We start from the raw sequence: 18,129 nt of genomic DNA on the forward strand, positions 1-18,129 counted from the left end.
ATAATAATCAGTGGACACACTCTAGCAGGAGTGACTGCAAAACCAAGAGACACACAGCTAATACTTTAAAAATTTTAGGGATTTTGCCAATAGAAAGCGTTTATTTAATCACTATTCGGCGATAAATCCCTCAACTACGGCGCTATACGAGGAGACTAGCTGGCGGAAACACGTAATCTAATAGTTGGCTTAAATGGAACACCCTTATCCCAGCGTGAATTCCAGTGTGTTACAAACTGTTGAACAACTTTAGGCATCCCACGTATGACAACCACGTTTTCTGAGTTCTCAGTTTCAGCCGAAGGGGCAAAATTAAATGATCCTGTTTCAACCGTTTGGCCGTCAACAATAATCGTTTTATCGTGCTGGATATGATAATGCCCATCAATACGCAGCTTTACGCCATTATTGGCAGCATACAACATCGTAGTTTTGCTCGCATTCACTTGATTGCGTCTTTTATCCACAACAACACGGACATCAACACCCCGCTCTCTCGCAGCAATTAATGCCTTTGCAATGTCCGGCGCTTGAAACGAATAACCGATCATCTGGATAGATTTATGTGCGCTATTGATGACGTTCAGCACTAATGCTCGAGCTGAGCCTTCCGGCGAAAATCCCACTTGCACATTCGGTGCCGCAAATGAAACAACGGGGAAACTAATCACGGCCACGAATATAATGTATTTTGTACAATGCATAGAATTGACTTTTCAGGCGGCTCTAATTCTTCCCTCAACAATATTCTTGGAACCAATTTGTGTCCAGCAAAGGGGACGATAGAAGTCAGGATAAAACGTGAGAATTTATTTCCGCACTAATGCGGCCGATTTTCATGGCGGTACTGCAAAAGAAAAACCACCGGCTTATAAGGAATCCAGTTCTGACCACAGGGCATCTTTGCCAGATGTTTTATCGGTGAAGACTTTATCACCTGAGTTTGATCCCGTTGCCGTTCAGGGTTCTGATCAAAACTACTGACCCGGATATAGCCAATGCGTTGGCCTTTCATACGCCCCGATACTGAATACGTAAGAATAATCTGTTATTTTTAATTATCAGCGTCAATGATTATGATTATTGATATTTTTCCTACACTTTTTTGTCAAAAATCCTACCGTAAATTTAGGGTATAATCCTAATTTACATTGGAAAACAATCATTATGAAACCAAAGTCTGAATATATAAAAAGCTTCTGTGTGACAGGGCTTTGTGTACGTACGAAAAATATTGATGAGTTTAATTCTGAAAGTGCAAGAATCCCTGGGCTATGGACACAGTTCTATTCAGAGGGAGTGGCAGAACAGATCTCAACACGGCTACCAGATACTCCTATTTTTGGCGTTTACTCGGCTTATGAATCTGACGCTACTGGCTTCTATGATTTAACCGTTGGTGTATCTGTTGATAAGTCAAACAGCGGTTTTGAAAATATTGTCATTGAAGCTGGGGAATATCTCGTTTTTGAAGCAAAAGGGGTCATGCCCGATGCGATTATTCATACTTGGTCTAACATCTGGTCTTATTTTGAGCAACACCCCAAGATATGTCGCAGCTTCCTTACTGATTTTGAAGCTTATAAAAGCCCAGAAGAAGCTCATATCTATATAGGCATTAGTACTACGTAATCTTCTCAAATGCGATAAGTCTACATTGGGGTTCCGTCCCAATGTAGACAAAGCAGATGTCCAAACATCCTTGATTAAAGCATACGCTATTTGCATATCAAATTATTACGGGGTTTTCTGTCGCTAGAGATAAGAGTGGGTTTCAGTGGAAAGAAGGTACCCCTCCAACATTCCATGAACAACGATCATTAGCAGAAGGCTATATCGGGAACAAGGAGTAGATACCAAGACATTACTCGGACATAAAAATCAGGCAATGACAGATAAATGCAATGACGATCGAGGTAAAGAATGGACTGTTTTAGCTGTTTAAATCAGGTTACTTTCTAGACAGTTTTGCAGAGGGGTTTTGCAGGAGCACTTAGCGGCGCTTTAAAAAATCACGGAAGCCGAAGCCTCCGTGAACTATTGCACTCGAAGCGCAATTACATGTGCTGAATAATGGCGTCGCCAAATTCACTACATTTCAACAGCTTAGCGCCATCCATCAGACGTTCAAAATCATAAGTCACGGTCTTGGCCTGAATCGCGCCTTCGGTGCCTTTGATAATCAGGTCTGCGGCTTCGAACCAGCCCATGTGACGCAGCATCATTTCTGCGGACAGAATGATAGAACCGGGGTTCACTTTATCCTGACCTGCATATTTTGGTGCAGTACCGTGTGTGGCTTCGAACAGTGCGCACTCATCACCAATGTTGGCACCAGGGGCAATACCGATACCGCCAACCTGTGCTGCCAAAGCATCAGAAATATAATCACCGTTCAGGTTCATACACGCGATAACATCATATTCAGCAGGACGCAGTAGGATTTGTTGCAGGAAGGCATCGGCAATAACATCTTTCACGATGATCTCTTTGCCGTTGTTTGGGTTCTTGATTTTAACCCAAGGGCCGCCGTCGATCAGCTCACCACCAAACTCCTCACGCGCTAACTGGTAACCCCAGTCTTTAAATGCGCCTTCGGTGAATTTCATAATGTTGCCTTTGTGAACCAGAGTGACTGATTCACGATCGTTGGTAATTGCATACTCAATTGCTGCACGTACCAAGCGCTTGGTCCCCTCTTCTGAACAAGGTTTGACACCGATACCACATTGTTCAGGGAAGCGGATTTTCTTCACGCCCATCTCTTCACGCAGGAACTTGATGACTTTCTCAGCTTCTGGTGAACCGGCTTTCCATTCGATGCCCGCATAGATATCTTCTGCGTTTTCGCGGAAAATCACCATGTTGGTCAATTCAGGGTGTTTTACCGGGCTTGGCGTGCCTTCGTAATAGCGCACTGGGCGCAGGCACACATACAGATCGAGTTGTTGACGTAAAGCAACGTTTAAAGAGCGAATGCCGCCACCGACTGGCGTGGTCAATGGGCCTTTAATTGCAACGCGATAGTCACGAATCAGGTCCAATGTTTCCTCTGGCAACCAAACGTCTTTGCCATAAACATGCGTTGATTTTTCACCGGTGTAGATCTCCATCCAGGCGATTTTACGCTCACCTTTATAGGCTTTCTTAACCGCAGCATCGACCACGTTAATCATGGCTGGAGTCACATCAACGCCAATGCCGTCACCTTCAATAAAAGGAATGATCGGATTATGCGGAACAACCAGTTTACCCTGAGCATCGACAGTAATTTTCTTACCTTCTGCCGGAACCACTACTTTGCTTTCCATCAACCTCTCCTTCAGCGCAATTTTGTTAATGCCTTGTAAGATTCGTGTCAATACTACTTGAATATTCGTTCCACGCCAATCCGAAACGGATTGAGGTATAATGCGCTAATCATTCGGAATCGCAATAATCATGAATAAATTCTCTGTTAAAAATCACAAAGTTAACCGATTCAGCACTCAGTCACCGGCCAAAACGGCAATACCAGTGCCCCCACAGAGGGTGCTGTTATTCAACAAGCCTTTTGATGTTTTACCCCAATTCACAGATGAGTCTGGGCGCAGAACTTTGAAGGAATTTATTCCTTTTAATGATGTTTATGCCGCTGGCCGACTCGATCGTGACAGTGAAGGTTTGCTGGTATTAACCAACAATGGCAAATTACAGGCCAAACTGACGCAACCAGCCCAGAAAACAGGTAAAGTCTATTTTGTGCAAGTGGAGGGGGTACCCACAGAGGAAGCACTGACTCAGCTACAGCGGGGCGTGATCTTAAAAGATGGCCCGACCCTACCTGCCGGTGCTGAGTTAGTTTGTGAGCCCGAGTGGCTCTGGCCACGTAATCCGCCCATTCGAGAACGAAAATCGATCCCCACCAGTTGGTTAAAGATCACACTTTTCGAGGGGCGCAATCGGCAAGTTCGTAGAATGACGGCCCATATTGGCTTCCCAACCCTGCGTCTTATCCGTTTTAGTATGGGAAATTTAAGTCTTGGCGATCTACAGCCAGGCGAATGGAAGGAGATAAACCATGTTTAAGCCCCATGTTACCGTCGCTTGTGTCGTTCACGCTCAAGGGAAGTTTTTAGTGGTCGAAGAGACCATCAACGGTAAAAAGTTATGGAATCAGCCCGCAGGACATCTTGAGGCGGATGAAACCCTGTTTCAGGCTGCGGAAAGAGAACTGTGGGAAGAGACGGGCATACGCGCAACCCCCCAATCGTTTCTGCGGATGCATCAATGGATAGCGCCGGACAAAACCCCATTCTTACGTTTCGCTTTCGTGATTGAACTGCCTGCACCGCTACCGACCTCGCCCCATGACAATGATATTGACTGCTGCTTGTGGCTCACTGCCGATGAAATCCTGCAATCGGCCAATTTGCGATCACCTCTGGTCGCTGAAAGTATCCGCTGTTACCAGCAGCCAGAGCGCTATTCGCTTGATTTAGTCGGCCCCTTTAACTGGCCGCTGTAACAGACAGATTTGATTTTCGCAGGTAATTTCGCCCAGACTGCGAATCTGCAATGCAGCAACGCGACCAACGTGATAAAATCCGGCGCTTGTTTTTATAATGCCTTTCCCGCGCGGGTAAATTGTTCGGATAGTCGATCCGCAATGGTCCTGCCGGAGCTGGGGTATTTACGTTAGTGAGACTCCCATGTCAGATAACAGCCAGAAAAAAGTAATCGTCGGTATGTCCGGCGGTGTCGACTCCTCCGTTTCCGCTTACCTGCTCCAGCAACAGGGCTACCAAGTTGCCGGCCTGTTCATGAAAAACTGGGAAGAGGATGATGGCGAAGAGTATTGCTCAGCAGCGACCGATTTGGCCGATGCTCAAGCGGTATGCGACAAGCTGGGCATGGAGTTGCACACCGTCAATTTTGCCGCAGAATATTGGGATAATGTCTTCGAGCTATTCCTCGAAGAGTACAAAGCTGGGCGCACGCCTAATCCCGATATTCTCTGCAATAAAGAGATCAAATTTAAAGCCTTCCTTGAGTTCGCCGCCGAAGATCTGGGGGCTGACTATATTGCTACCGGTCACTATGTCCGTCGTCAGGACGTTAACGGTAAGAGCCGCTTATTACGGGGTCTGGATGGCAATAAAGACCAAAGTTACTTCCTCTATACACTCAGTCACGAACAGCTTGCTCAGAGCCTGTTCCCCGTTGGCGAGTTAGAAAAACCGGAAGTTCGCCGCATCGCCGAGCAACTTGATCTGGTCACTGCAAAGAAAAAAGACTCTACCGGGATCTGTTTTATCGGCGAGCGAAAATTTCGCGATTTCCTTGGCCGCTACCTGCCCGCGCAACCCGGCCCTATCATGACCGTAGACGGCCAGCATATGGGCGAACATCAGGGTTTGATGTATCACACCTTGGGGCAGCGTAAAGGTTTAGGTATCGGTGGCACCAAAGACGGTGGCGATGATCCTTGGTATGTAGTGGATAAAGATGTCGCCAACAATATCTTGCTGGTCGCACAAGGCCATGAACATCCGCGCTTAATGTCTGTGGGCCTGATTGCCCAGCAGTTACATTGGGTTGACCGCCAACCCATCACTGCCGCTTTCCGCTGCGTGGTGAAAACCCGTTACCGCCAGCAGGACATTCCCTGTACCGTGACACCACTGGATGACGAGCGTGTTGAAGTGCGGTTTGATGACCCCGTTGCAGCGGTTACGCCCGGCCAGTCCGCCGTCTTCTACCAAGGTGAAGTGTGTCTCGGTGGGGGTATTATTGAAGAGCGCTATCCACTGACTGACTCAGCAACCCAATAAATCAGTCATCATCGAGCCAAAATGTTTACAGGAGTGACCGTGGCGAAGAACTATTATGATATTACGCTGGCGTTGGCAGGCATCTGTCAGTCAGCTCGCTTGGTTCAACAATTGGCCCATGAAGGTCAGTGCGACAATGACGCACTCAGTACCGTGCTGGGGGGATTACTGCAAACTAATCCCCCGTCAACACTGGCGGTGTTTGGCGGCAATGAACAATCCCTGAAGATGGGGCTGGAAACACTACAAAGCGTCCTAAATGCCAATCGTCAGGGACCCGCAGCGGAACTGACCCGCTATACCCTAAGCCTGATGGTGCTTGAACGTAAGCTCAACGCCAATAAATCAGCCATGAATACCTTAGGTGAACGTATCAGTCAGCTTGATCGCCAACTGGCACATTTTGACCTCGAATCTGAAACCATGATGAGTTCGCTGGCATCCATTTATACTGATGTTATCAGCCCGCTCGGCCCACGCATTCAGGTGATAGGTTCACCGGCTATTTTACAAAGCACACTGGTGCAGGCAAAAATTCGTGCCACTCTGCTGGCGGGCATCCGCTCAGCGGTGCTATGGCAACAAGTGGGCGGAAGCCGCTTGCAGTTAATGTTTTCGCGAAATCGTCTGTTCAAGCAGGCACAGAGTATTCTTGCTCATAATTGAAATCTGATCTCAGGAGTTGCCACCGATGGAATTATCCTCACTGACCGCCGTTTCCCCTATTGATGGACGCTATGGCGATAAAGTCAGCGCACTGCGCCCAATCTTCAGCGAATTTGGTTTGCTGAAATTTCGTGTGCAGGTCGAAGTACGTTGGCTGCAAAAACTGGCCGCCTGTGCAGAAATCAAAGAAGTTCCGGCTTTTGATGCCGACGCAAACGCTTACCTTGATAAGATCGTGCAAGAGTTCAATGAACAGGATGCACAACGCATCAAAACCATTGAACGTACCACTAATCATGATGTGAAAGCGGTTGAGTATTTCTTGAAAGAGAAAGTCGAAAGTATTCCAGCCTTGCATGCAGTGTCCGAATTCATTCACTTCGCTTGTACATCTGAAGACATCAATAACTTATCCCACGCTTTAATGTTGCAAACCGCCCGTCAGGATGTGGTCTTGCCGATGTGGCGTCAGATTATTGACTCAATTAAAGCACTGGCCCACCAATATCGCGACTTGCCGCTACTGTCACGCACCCACGGCCAGCCTGCCACCCCCTCCACTATCGGCAAAGAATTTGCGAATGTCGCTTACCGTATGGAGCGCCAGTTCCGTCAACTGTCACAAGTGGAGATTTTGGGCAAAATCAACGGGGCTGTTGGCAACTATAATGCGCACATCGTGGCATATCCTGAAGTTGACTGGCACCAGTTCAGCGAAAGTTTCGTCACGTCACTGGGAATTAACTGGAACCCATACACCACTCAAATTGAACCTCATGATTACATTGCTGAGCTTTTTGATTGTGTTGCCCGTTTCAATACCATTCTGATCGATTTTGACCGCGATATTTGGGGTTATGTTGCACTGAATCACTTCAAGCAAAAAACCATCGCCGGTGAGATTGGTTCCAGTACTATGCCGCATAAAGTGAACCCGATTGACTTCGAAAACTCTGAAGGCAATCTTGGGTTGTCTAACGCGGTGCTGGGCCATTTGGCCAGCAAGTTGCCGGTTTCACGCTGGCAGCGCGACTTGACGGACTCCACCGTGCTGCGAAACTTGGGTGTTGGCCTCGGTTATGCCCTGATCGCCTATCAGGCGACAATGAAAGGGATCAGCAAACTGGAAGTTAATGAAGCACACCTGTTGGAAGAGCTGGACCATAACTGGGAAGTTCTGGCTGAGCCAATCCAGACTGTAATGCGCCGTTATGGCATTGAAAAACCGTATGAAAAACTGAAAGAACTCACCCGTGGCAAGCGTGTTGATGCTGCCGGTATGCAGGCGTTTATTGATGGTCTTGCCTTGCCGGAAGAAGAAAAAACGCGATTGAAGGCCATGACACCCGCCAACTATATTGGTCGGGCGACGTCTATGGTTGATGAACTAAAGTAGTGTTTAGCGCTGATATACCCAGCGTTATTAGCGTTGTAGGTAAGTAGCAAGCAAAGTATCCCCAACTGGCTCAGGCGAGTGAGTTGGGGAATTACCCTAGCGAGCAGATTACTGTTTAAAATAGCAATAATATACAGATAGTTAGTGCCCTCTGCATCACCTCACTGCTCTTTCCCTCCCTAGCGCCCCCTCCCTGTTTAGCCCCGGTTTAGCTGTTGTCACTGATAATGTTAGCGATATCAAAAGGACATTATACACGCAAGAGCTACTATCACATGTAGTGAGTTTGCGTTATAACGTTTCAATAATCAGTTTAATGGCTTACTGGGCAATATTTGATTACCCGGTTAAAGACTTATCGAGGGATGTGGTATGCGGGTTCTCGTTGTGGAAGACAATGCTCTGTTGCGTCACCATCTTACTGTACAAATGCGTGAGATGGGCCATCAGGTTGATGCAGCAGAAGATGCCAAAGAGGCAGACTATTTCTTGCAAGAGCACGCGCCAGATATCGCCATTATTGATCTTGGCCTACCCGGTGAAGATGGATTAAGCCTTATTCGTCGCTGGCGTAGCCATCAAGCAAACTTACCCATTCTGGTGCTGACTGCACGTGAGAGCTGGCAAGATAAAGTCGCGGTACTGGAAGCCGGTGCTGACGATTATGTGACTAAACCCTTCCATCTGGAGGAGGTTATCGCTCGGATGCAAGCCTTGATGCGGCGTAATATTGGTCTGGCATCTCAGGTCATTGAGTTCCCGCCGTTTCAGATTGACCTTTCGCGTCGAGAGTTGTGTGTCAATCAGCAACAGATTAAACTGACCGCCTTCGAATACACCATTATTGAAACCCTGATTCGTAATTCGGGCAAAGTCGTCAGCAAAGAGACACTGATGCTGCAACTCTATCCTGATGCCGAACTACGTGAGAGCCATACCATTGACGTATTAATGGGCCGTTTGCGTAAAAAACTGCTGGCAGAACATGAGGGTGAAGTGATTACGACCATTCGTGGTCAGGGATACCGCTTTGACGCCAACTAGACATCATGTTCAGGAAAAATAGCAAACCCTTCTCCCTTCGTGCGCGTTTTCTTATGGCCACAGCGGGTGTCATCCTTGCGCTATCGCTCTCTTACGGTATGGTCGCGGTAGTGGGATATATCGTCAGTTTTGATAAAAACACTTTCCGCGCCCATCGTGGGGAGAGTAACTTATTTTTCAGCTTGGCGCAGTGGCATGATAATAAGCTCAGTATTTCGGTGCCCCCTGAGCTTGAGCTCAATATCCCGACGCTGATTTTGATTTACGATAAAGATGGCAATATCTTGTGGCGTCAGCGTCATGTCCCTGAACTTGAATCTCATATCGAAAAAAGCTGGTTACAAAAACCGGGCTTTTACGAACTGGATACCGGGACGCACATCAGTAGCGTGATGCTGGGTGATAACCCAAAAGCCCAAGATCAGCTCAAAAAATATGACGATAACGACAACAGTGCGCTAACTCACTCAATCTCAGTCAATACTTATCCCGCGACAGCCCGCTTGCCACAACTCACCATTGTGGTGGTTGATACCATCCCGCAGGAGCTACAGCGCTCTGATCTCGTTTGGGACTGGTTTAGCTATGTCTTACTGGCAAATTTGCTGTTGGTGGTCCCCCTGCTGTGGCTGGCTGCCTATTGGAGTCTGCGACCAATTAAAGCGCTGGTCAGCCAAATCAACCAGCTCGAGAAAGGGGAACGCGAACAACTGGATGAGAATCCGCCGCGCGAATTGCAGAGTTTAGTTCGCAATCTCAACATATTGTTAACCAATGAACGCCAGCGTTATACCAAATATCGCACCACGCTGTCGGACCTCACCCACAGTCTTAAGACCCCACTGGCGGTATTACAGACCACATTACGCTCTTTACGCACCGGTAAGCAGACGACCATTGAGGAAGTGGAGCCGATTATGCTTGAGCAGATAAGCAGAATCTCTCAGCAAATTGGTTATTACTTGCACCGTGCCAGTATGCGTTCAGAGCATAGTGTACTGGTTCGGGAAATTCACTCCGTTCCTGCCTTGCTGGATAGCCTGTGCAGTGCGCTGAATAAAGTTTACCAACGCAAAGGGGTGGTTTTGACACTGGATATCTCCCCGGAGGTCACATTCCTTGGCGAGGAAAATGACTTTATGGAGGTGATGGGCAATGTTTTGGATAATGCCTGTAAATACTGTTTGGAATTTGTTGAGATTACCGCCCTGCACTCAGAAAAACAGCTCACTATTGTGGTCGAAGATGATGGGCCGGGTATCCCTGAAAGTAAACGGCAGTTGATTTTCCAGCGCGGTCAGCGGGTTGATACATTACGCCCAGGCCAAGGACTAGGGTTATCTGTCGCCGCCGAAATCATTGAGCAGTATCAGGGTGAAATCACCATTACTGAAAGTCCCTTAGGGGGCGCAAAAATGATGGTAACCTTTGGTCGGCAGAGTGATTATCATGATGATTAACAAAATTTGCCTATCACCCCCTGATACTGGCGGCAGGCATCCGTTATAATCACCGCCAAGCCCCCTCCTATTTGGAATAAACATGGATTACCAACTCGATCTCGATTGGCCTGATTTTCTGCAACGCTATTGGCAGAAACGTCCCGTTATCCTCAAACGCGGCTTTAAAAACTTTATTGACCCGCTCTCGCCAGACGAGCTTGCTGGGTTAGCGATGGAAAATGAAGTCGATAGCCGTCTGGTCAGTCATGAAGAGGGTCGTTGGCAAGTCGGCCATGGTCCATTTGAGAGTTTTGACCATTTAGGCGAAACTAACTGGTCACTGCTGGTTCAGGCGGTTGACCACTGGCATGAACCCGCCGCTGCATTAATGCGCCCTTTCCGTGAACTTTCTGATTGGCGCATGGATGATTTAATGATCTCCTTCTCTGTGCCCGGTGGCGGCGTTGGCCCCCACTTTGACCAGTATGACGTCTTTATCATTCAGGGCACGGGCCGTCGTCGCTGGCGGGTCGGAGAAAAAACTGAAATGAAGCAGCACTGCCCACATCCAGACTTGCTGCAAGTCGGCCCCTTCGACGCCATCATTGATGAAGAAATGGAGCCGGGTGATATTCTTTATATCCCACCGGGCTTTCCTCATGAAGGCTATGCCCTCGAAAACGCATTAAATTACTCTGTCGGTTTCCGCGCGCCAAATGCGCGCGAGCTAGTCAGCGGCTTTGCAGACTATATCCTTTCACGGGAGTTAGGCAGCCACCGCTACAGCGATCCCGATCTGCAATTGCGTGAGCATCCCGCTGAAGTGTTGCCACAAGAAGTCGATAAGCTTCATACCATGATGTTGAATTTAGTCCAGCAACCGGAGCACTTCCAAAATTGGCTCGGTGAGTTTATTTCTCAATCGCGCCATGAATTGGATATCGCGCCGCCGGAACCACCTTATCAGCCCGGTGACATCTATGAGTTGCTCCAGCAAGGTGAGGCGTTACAGCGCCTGACTGGCCTGCGCGTTCTGCGCATCGGTGACCATTGCTATGCTAACGGTGAGTTGATTGATACACCTCATCTGCAAGCCGCCGACGCATTGTGCCAACATTTCAGTGTTGATGCCGAGAAGCTGGGCGACGCGCTGGAAGACCCATCATTCCTGGCGATGCTGAGTGCGATGGTCAATAGCGGATATTGGTATTTTAACGACTGATTTTTGCGGCTTATTACACGACAACGCCCCGCATAACGGGGCGTTCAGCTAAAAAACAACCGAGAGACTTATGCTGCTTTAGCCCGTTTAGCGGTCAATTCAGCAATTCGCATGATAACGGCAACCGCTTTCTCCATCCCTTCCAGCGTAATAAACTCATGTTTACCATGATAGTTATATCCCCCGGTAAAGATATTTGGACAAGGCAGTCCGAGGAAGGATAACTGAGCGCCATCGGTCCCACCACGGATTGGCTTCATGATAGGGGTGATATCACAATCGCGCATGGCCTGTTGTGCCAGTTCAATAATATGCGGATGCTTAACGATATGCTCACGCATGTTGTAATAGCTGTCATCCATAATGATTTCGATATAACAATCACGGTGTAAACCTTTCCCAACCCGCTTAGCAATATCCACCATATTCTTCTTGCGCGCTTCAAAACCGTCACGGTTGAAATCTCGCACAATATAGTGCATTTCTGCCCGTTCAACCGTGCCTTTAATGCTTTGCAGATGGTAAAATCCTTCGTAACCCTCTGTGCATTCAGGTGTTTCATCCACAGGGAGTTCCTGATGGAAACGAGTCGCCAGCGACAACGCATTCACCATCACCCCTTTCGCACTGCCGGGATGGACGTTATTACCCACAATTTTGATGGTCACTGAAGCCGCATTAAAATTTTCAAACTCTAGCTCACCCACGCCGCCACCATCTACCGTGTAAGCCCACTGCGCATCAAATGCGGTCACATCAAAGAACCGCGCGCCTTTACCCACCTCTTCATCTGGGGTAAACGCAATGCGGATCTCCCCGTGTGGAACATTGCTGTGCTTTAAGCGCATCATGGCAGTGATGATTTCGGCAATACCGGCTTTATCATCCGCGCCTAATAGTGTTTTACCGTCCGTGGTGATCAAGGTATGTCCGAGTAACTGATGCAATATGGGGAACATCACCGGGGACAAAACCTCGTCGCCCATCCCCAAAGCAATATCGCCACCACGGTAGTTTTCTAAAATCTGCGGATTGACATTTTTACCTGAGAAATCAGGTGACGTATCAAGATGGGCAATAAAACCAATGGTGGGGACCGGCCAAGAGACATTGGCTGGCAATGTTGCCATGACACAGCTATGGTCGCTCAAGCTAACCTGAGAGAAGCCCAGCTCCTGCAACTCATGTTGCAGTGCCTGAGCAAGCTTACGCTGCCCTTCAGTGCTCGGCACGGATTTTACATTGGCTTTTGCTTGTGTATCAAAAGAGACATAGTTGAAAAAGCGGTCGAGTAATTTGTCCATGGTTCCCACCCTCATAATAGTGATTATCATTATGGGGAAGTGATCATGATCAAATATTGCGTCAGGTCAGTTTTAGACAAACTTAAGCCAGAATAAAAGTGGCGGCCTTAAAAACCCGCCGGATGATTTATTCATCAACCGGCAGAGTCATTAATCGCCTTGGCGATTCTCGCCCCGAGTCGTTAAAAACTCGCGCACATATTCCGGTACCACTTTACTCGCTAAGCCGTAATGTTTTTCATCAAACTGGCTCTCCACTTGACTCGGTTCCAGATTCAGCTCGACGGTATGTGCACCGTGCAAACTTGATTCATGAACAAACCCAGCAGCAGGATAGACATGGCCTGAGGTGCCAATCGAGATAAAGAAATCTGCATCAGCCAGTGCTTGATAGATCTCATCCATCCCCATCGGCATTTCGCCGAACCACACGATGTGAGGCCGCAGTGGCGAAGGGAATTGGCAGCAATGGCAGCGCTCATCCGCAGAGAGATCACCCGGCCAATCCAGCACTTGTCCCGATTGGGTGCAACGCACTTTCAGCAGCTCACCATGCATATGAATTACTCGCTTACTGCCCGCTCTTTCATGCAAGTTATCAATATTTTGGGTCACCAGTACAAAGTTATCACCGAGCACGGCTTCCAGATCTGCCAGTGCGAAGTGAGCCGCGTTAGGCGCAATATCTGGCTGCTGTAACTGGCGACGACGCGCATTATAAAAAGCTTGAACTAATTCAGGGTCTCTGCGATATCCCTCAGGTGTGGCGACATCCTCTACCTGATGCTCTTCCCATAAACCATCAGCGGCACGGAAAGTACGAATACCGGACTCAGCCGAGATACCTGCTCCAGTGAGCACCACCACAAAGGGTTTCTTCATTTCTGATATCGCGGCACTGTCCCGATGAAAAATACGGGAGCGAAAACGTTGATGCCGCAAATGCTTATTCTTGCGAAACCGACATAGCCGATGGCGAATGCGCATAACTTTTTGCCTCTTCTATAACCGTGGCACTTGAGGTTGCAGGGGGAGCACACTACCGACCTGTCTCATCAGCGCCATTGGGTATTATTATTGATAGTAACGACTATTGCTCATTCAAATTCAGAAACGCAGCCCCACGCACGCCACCCGCATCGCCATATCGCGCTTTCTCAATGCGGGGTAAGCGCGCCACTCGTAATAGATGCTGCGGTAAGCGTTTGGGGAGTTCTTCGTAGATCTTCCCGAAATTAGATAATCCGCCACCAATCACCACTAAATGGGGGTCCAGCATGGTCAGTAGATTGCCCAAACAGACCGCCAACACATCCATAAAGCGCTCAACATGAGCCACGGCTTTAGGTTCACCAGCGTTATAATTGGTGATAATTTCGGTTGCAGGCAAGGATTGCTGGCTAAAGTGCTGATACATCCACTCAAAACCACGGCCAGAAATGTAGTTCTCTATGCAACCATTATGGCCGCAACCACAAGGCACCCGTGGAATATCTGCCCCCAAAATATCGAGCGCATCGACGGGTAAGCGGAAGTGACCAAATTCACCGGTGATATGGTTGCGCCCACTGACAATACTACCGTTCACTATTAAGCCACCACCGACCCCCGTCCCCAGAATCAGCCCCAAGACCGTAGGATAGGCGCGAAATTCCGGGTCCCAAGCTTCAGACAGCGCAAAACAGTTGGCATCATTATCAATTCGCACTTCACGCTGAATCAATTTTGACAAGTCGCCTTGCAATGATTGCCCCATCGCCGCCGGGACATTGGCAGTGAAAACCGTGCCGTCATCCGCATTAGGTAAACCGGGAATACCTATACCCACACGGCCTTTAACACCACAATGGGCATCAGCTTCCCATGTTAAACTTTGTAGTGTTTGCAGCAATTGTTGATAGTCGTCGCGTGGCGTAGAGACGCGTTTATGCCAGATTCGTTGTAGGTTGACATCAAAAACGCCCAACTCTATTTTGGTGCCGCCCATATCAAAACCGTAATACATAAACGTGTCCTTAATATGCCCTAAATAATTCGAATGACAGGAAGACAACCCACGCACATGCAGCTTGAAATATGACGGTCTAATTATTGCCCGCTCAGTACTCGTGCGGGATCAATACGGCTTGCACGACGCGCAGGATACCAGCTAGCAATCAAGCTCAGCACCAGTGCAGTTGCCAGCACGCAGGCCACGTCAAACCAGTGCAACTCTGACGGCAAGAAGTCGATGAAATAGATATCGCCCGACAAAAATTGATGCCCGATCAGCTTTTCCAATCCACGGATGATATTGGTGAGTTGCAGCGAGATAATCACTCCGGCCACCACCCCGCTAATGCTGCCAATAAATCCGGCCAGTAAGCCATACCAGATGAAAATGGCACGGATCAGGCCATCTTTAGCGCCTAACGTGCGCAATACCGCAATATCGCTGCTTTTATCTTTAACCGCCATGACCAGTGTGGAGACAATATTAAAACTGGCGACACCGATCACCAGCACCATCGCTAAGTACATGATCGTGCGGATCATCTGGATATCTCGGTACATATAGCCATAGGTGCCAATCCAGCTACTGATATAGACATAGGCATTACTCACCTCACCGGCGCTGCGCACCAGCTTGTTGGCGTTATAAACATCATTGACCTTGATGGCGATGCCCGTAACACTGTCACCCATCTCGAGATATTGCTGTGCATCAGCCAAGGGCACCAGTGCCAGACTGTGATCCAACTGGCCACTCAACTGAAAAATACCGGCCACCTGTAAACGAATGCGTTTAGGTTGCAGCAGTTTCATCTCAGGATCGCTATTGGGGATCATCACCGTCAGCCAAGAGCCTTGCTTCACCCCTAAGGCATCCGCCAAACCCTTGCCTAATATAATCTGCTGTTGCCCTGCTTTGAAATTATCCCAAGCGTGATCAACAACAAAACTGGGCAGTGCGCTAAGTCGCTGTTCGGCCTCAGGATCAACCCCTTTGACCTGCACCGCGCGCAGTTGTGTGGCGTTTTCAATCAGCCCGGTAAAGTTGATATAGGGGGCAGCAGCCAGAATACCCGGCACTTTTTCAATTCGCTGTAAGCTCTGTTGCCAGTCTGAAAACGGCTGATTCACCGCCGCAATCTCACCGTGAGGGACAACCGCCAAAATGCGGTTTTTCAGCTCACGTTCGAAGCCGTTCATGGCGCTTAGGCCGACGATCAACACCGCAACACCCAAGGCAATACCCAAGGTCGATATCACCGAAATGAGCGACACCATGCCGCCACGACGGCGGCCTCGACTAAAACGTAAACCGATTAAGAGCGAAAGTGGCAAAGCGCCCATCACTAAGCCCCCACCAACGTCAAGTGCTGCTGTAGCTGACCATCGCGCATCTCTAACTGACGGCTCATCCGTTTCGCCAACTGCAAATCGTGGGTGACCACTAAAAAGGCGGTCCCCTGCCGGACATTCAATTCACCCAGCAAATTGAAGATGCTATCTGCATTGCGCTGGTCCAGATTACCGGTTGGCTCATCGGCCAACACCAAAGAGGGGTTGTTGACCAGTGAACGGGCAATCGCCACCCGCTGGCGCTCACCACCGGACAACTCTGACGGGCGATGCTTACTGCGCTTTTCCAGCCCCACCGCCACCAACATAGCGCGGGCTTTATCCTGCGCCTCTGCCGGTTTAGCGCCGCCGATGAGCAGTGGCATCGCGACATTTTCTAATGCAGTAAAATCAGGCAGTAAATGGTGGAATTGATAGATAAAACCTAACTCACGGTTGCGTAACTCCGCTTTCGCGCTGGAGGAGAGCTGATTCAGTGAGCGCCCCTGATAAATGACTTCACCAGAGGTCGGGGTATCCAAACCGCCCAACAGATGCAGCAAGGTGCTTTTCCCCGAGCCAGAGCTGCCGACAATCGCCATCAGTTCACCGGACTCAATGGTAAATGACACATTGCTTAACACGTCGGTATGCAACTGCCCTTCCTGATAGCGTTTGCACAAGTTTAAGCACTGTAATAAAGGATGATTACTCATAGCGTAAAGCCTCGGCAGGTTGTGCGGCGGCAGCGCGCCAGGAAGGATAAAGCGTGGAGAGCAAAGCAATGGCCATCGCCAACAGGGCAATAACCGTCACCTGAACAGGGTTAATTTCCACCGGTAAGGTGGCATCATCAATCAGCAAGCCGAGAATTGGGATAAGCGTGTTCAATTGGCTGGCGAGTAAAATACCCAGCCCCGCGCCGAGTAGAGCACCAATCACCCCCGCAGTGGCCCCCTGCACCATAAATATCAGCATGATTTGGCGGCGGCTCAAGCCTTGCGTCTGCAAAATAGCCACCTCACCCTGTTTTTCCATCACTAACAGGCCCAGCGAGGTGATGATATTAAAGGCCGCAACGGCAATAATCAGACTCAGCAGCAACCCCATCATATTCTTTTCCATGCGCACGGCTTGAAACAGTTCGCCTTTGCGGTCGCGCCAATCCTTCCATACCGTGCCTTCCGGCAGGGTTTGTTGGCTCAGACTATCGACGGAGAGTGGTTGCGAAAGGAATAAGCGCCAGCCGGTAATATTACCCGCCGGATAGCGCATCAAGCGCGATGCATCCTGCTGATTAACCAGCATTTGATAGCCATCGACCTCACTGTTAGCAGCGAATGTCCCAATGACATTAAACAGCCGCTGGCTAGGAATACGCCCCATTGGCGTGAACTGACTAGCGCTAGGCACCATTAAACGTAGCGTTTCGCCCCGCTTGACCCCTAACTGCCCCGCCAGTTTCTCACCGAGGATCATATTATAGCTACCGGGCTGCAAATCTTTCAGGTGCACATTAACCAAGTAATCCGCCAGAGGTTCGTGCTGTGTGGGGTCAACCCCCAGCATTACACCAGCGGAAAGATTACGGGCGCTCTGTAACACCACATCTGCCGTGGTCAATGGCACAATATCGGTCACACCTGTCAGTGATTTCAGGGCTGACGCAGGGATTTTATTCGGATCGAGCGAGCCTTGCGGCGTGGTAATCAGCGCCTGTGGCATCAGCCCCAAAATATTATTCTGCAAATCGCGCTCAAAACCATTCATCACAGACAATACGGTAATCAGTGCCATCACACCCAGCGTGATGCCAATGGTAGAAAGCCACGAAACAAACCGCCCAAAACGGTCGGATGCACGCCCGCGCATATAACGCAGGCCAATAAATAGTGCGACAGGTTGATACATGAAATCT

At 48.9% G+C, this 18,129-nt stretch carries 17 protein-coding genes and 2 pseudogenes; 10 read left to right on the forward strand and 9 right to left on the reverse strand.

Going from position 1 to position 18,129, the window contains the following annotated elements; all coding sequences use genetic code 11:
* Positions 1 to 155: 155 nt before the first annotated feature.
* Together HRD69_RS17120 and HRD69_RS20520 are read right to left on the reverse strand one after the other, a co-directional pair.
* Positions 156 to 704: a phospholipase D family nuclease gene (locus HRD69_RS17120; RefSeq protein ID WP_032813229.1), complete on the reverse strand. Its 549-nt coding sequence runs from the start codon at positions 702 to 704 to the stop codon at positions 156 to 158.
* A 168-nt stretch (positions 705 to 872) separates the two neighbouring features.
* Positions 873 to 1,015: pseudogene (locus HRD69_RS20520) on the reverse strand (recombinase family protein); the annotation flags it as partial.
* 152 nt (positions 1,016 to 1,167) lie between these two features.
* Between HRD69_RS20520 and HRD69_RS17130 the strand changes: the two are divergent.
* Entirely contained in the window at positions 1,168 to 1,632 is a 465-nt protein-coding gene (locus tag HRD69_RS17130; protein WP_032813227.1) for a GyrI-like domain-containing protein, read from the forward strand.
* A 113-nt stretch (positions 1,633 to 1,745) separates the two neighbouring features.
* A pseudogene (locus tag HRD69_RS20650) lies at positions 1,746 to 1,945 on the forward strand (site-specific integrase); the annotation flags it as partial.
* A gap of 112 nt (positions 1,946 to 2,057) precedes the next feature.
* Here the strand turns inward: HRD69_RS20650 and icd are convergent.
* Positions 2,058 to 3,311, reverse strand: a complete 1,254-nt coding sequence (gene icd, locus HRD69_RS17135; RefSeq protein ID WP_004873900.1) for an NADP-dependent isocitrate dehydrogenase — start codon at positions 3,309 to 3,311, stop codon at positions 2,058 to 2,060.
* Between the two features lie 130 nt (positions 3,312 to 3,441).
* On the opposite strand from icd, the gene rluE reads away from it, so the two are divergent.
* The 8 genes from rluE (at position 3,442) to HRD69_RS17175 (ending at position 11,583) form a co-directional block, all read left to right on the forward strand.
* Positions 3,442 to 4,068: a 23S rRNA pseudouridine(2457) synthase RluE gene (gene rluE / locus HRD69_RS17140; protein WP_004873899.1), complete on the forward strand. Its 627-nt coding sequence runs from the start codon at positions 3,442 to 3,444 to the stop codon at positions 4,066 to 4,068.
* On the forward strand, positions 4,061 to 4,507 hold the full coding sequence (locus HRD69_RS17145; protein ID WP_032813226.1) for an NUDIX hydrolase: 447 nt from the start codon (positions 4,061 to 4,063) through the stop codon (positions 4,505 to 4,507). The genes rluE and HRD69_RS17145 overlap by 8 nt, the downstream gene beginning before the upstream one ends.
* Positions 4,508 to 4,691: 184 nt before the next feature.
* The gene (gene mnmA / locus HRD69_RS17150; protein WP_004873897.1) at positions 4,692 to 5,813 is read left to right on the forward strand and encodes a tRNA 2-thiouridine(34) synthase MnmA; all 1,122 of its coding nucleotides are present in this window, start codon (positions 4,692 to 4,694) and stop codon (positions 5,811 to 5,813) included.
* Positions 5,814 to 5,852: 39 nt separating this feature from the next.
* Positions 5,853 to 6,479, forward strand: coding sequence for a high frequency lysogenization protein HflD (hflD, locus tag HRD69_RS17155; protein ID WP_032813225.1), 627 nt, complete (start codon positions 5,853 to 5,855; stop codon positions 6,477 to 6,479).
* A 25-nt stretch (positions 6,480 to 6,504) separates the two neighbouring features.
* Positions 6,505 to 7,875, forward strand: coding sequence for an adenylosuccinate lyase (purB, locus tag HRD69_RS17160; RefSeq protein WP_004873895.1), 1,371 nt, complete (start codon positions 6,505 to 6,507; stop codon positions 7,873 to 7,875).
* Positions 7,876 to 8,247: 372 nt separating this feature from the next.
* Entirely contained in the window at positions 8,248 to 8,919 is a 672-nt protein-coding gene (gene phoP, locus HRD69_RS17165) for a two-component system response regulator PhoP (RefSeq protein ID WP_032813224.1), read from the forward strand.
* A gap of 5 nt (positions 8,920 to 8,924) precedes the next feature.
* A complete protein-coding gene (gene phoQ / locus HRD69_RS17170; protein ID WP_032813223.1) occupies positions 8,925 to 10,379 on the forward strand; it encodes a two-component system sensor histidine kinase PhoQ in 1,455 nt (484 codons plus the stop codon).
* 82 nt (positions 10,380 to 10,461) lie between these two features.
* On the forward strand, positions 10,462 to 11,583 hold the full coding sequence (locus tag HRD69_RS17175; protein ID WP_004873892.1) for a ribosomal protein uL16 3-hydroxylase: 1,122 nt from the start codon (positions 10,462 to 10,464) through the stop codon (positions 11,581 to 11,583).
* A 68-nt stretch (positions 11,584 to 11,651) separates the two neighbouring features.
* Here the strand turns inward: HRD69_RS17175 and pepT are convergent, their stop codons facing one another.
* The 6 genes from pepT to lolC all read right to left on the reverse strand — a co-directional run bounded on the left by pepT (position 11,652) and on the right by lolC (position 18,122).
* Complete coding sequence (pepT, locus tag HRD69_RS17180) at positions 11,652 to 12,887, reverse strand: peptidase T (protein WP_004873891.1); 1,236 nt, start codon at positions 12,885 to 12,887, stop codon at positions 11,652 to 11,654.
* A gap of 150 nt (positions 12,888 to 13,037) precedes the next feature.
* Positions 13,038 to 13,874 carry a Sir2 family NAD+-dependent deacetylase gene (cobB, locus tag HRD69_RS17185; RefSeq protein WP_004873890.1) on the reverse strand — a complete coding sequence of 279 codons (837 nt, stop codon included), beginning with the start codon at positions 13,872 to 13,874 and terminating at the stop codon, positions 13,038 to 13,040.
* Between the two features lie 103 nt (positions 13,875 to 13,977).
* The gene (nagK, locus tag HRD69_RS17190) at positions 13,978 to 14,892 is read right to left on the reverse strand and encodes an N-acetylglucosamine kinase (protein WP_004873889.1); all 915 of its coding nucleotides are present in this window, start codon (positions 14,890 to 14,892) and stop codon (positions 13,978 to 13,980) included.
* A gap of 83 nt (positions 14,893 to 14,975) precedes the next feature.
* On the reverse strand, positions 14,976 to 16,223 hold the full coding sequence (lolE, locus tag HRD69_RS17195; RefSeq protein WP_004873888.1) for a lipoprotein-releasing ABC transporter permease subunit LolE: 1,248 nt from the start codon (positions 16,221 to 16,223) through the stop codon (positions 14,976 to 14,978).
* A gap of 2 nt (positions 16,224 to 16,225) precedes the next feature.
* Positions 16,226 to 16,927 carry a lipoprotein-releasing ABC transporter ATP-binding protein LolD gene (gene lolD, locus HRD69_RS17200; RefSeq protein WP_032813222.1) on the reverse strand — a complete coding sequence of 234 codons (702 nt, stop codon included), beginning with the start codon at positions 16,925 to 16,927 and terminating at the stop codon, positions 16,226 to 16,228.
* Positions 16,920 to 18,122, reverse strand: a complete 1,203-nt coding sequence (lolC, locus tag HRD69_RS17205; RefSeq protein WP_004873886.1) for a lipoprotein-releasing ABC transporter permease subunit LolC — start codon at positions 18,120 to 18,122, stop codon at positions 16,920 to 16,922. Before lolC ends, lolD begins: the two co-directional genes overlap by 8 nt.
* Positions 18,123 to 18,129 lie beyond the last annotated feature (7 nt).

The organism is Yersinia mollaretii ATCC 43969 (genome assembly GCF_013282725.1).
GTDB classification, from domain to species: domain Bacteria; phylum Pseudomonadota; class Gammaproteobacteria; order Enterobacterales; family Enterobacteriaceae; genus Yersinia; species Yersinia mollaretii.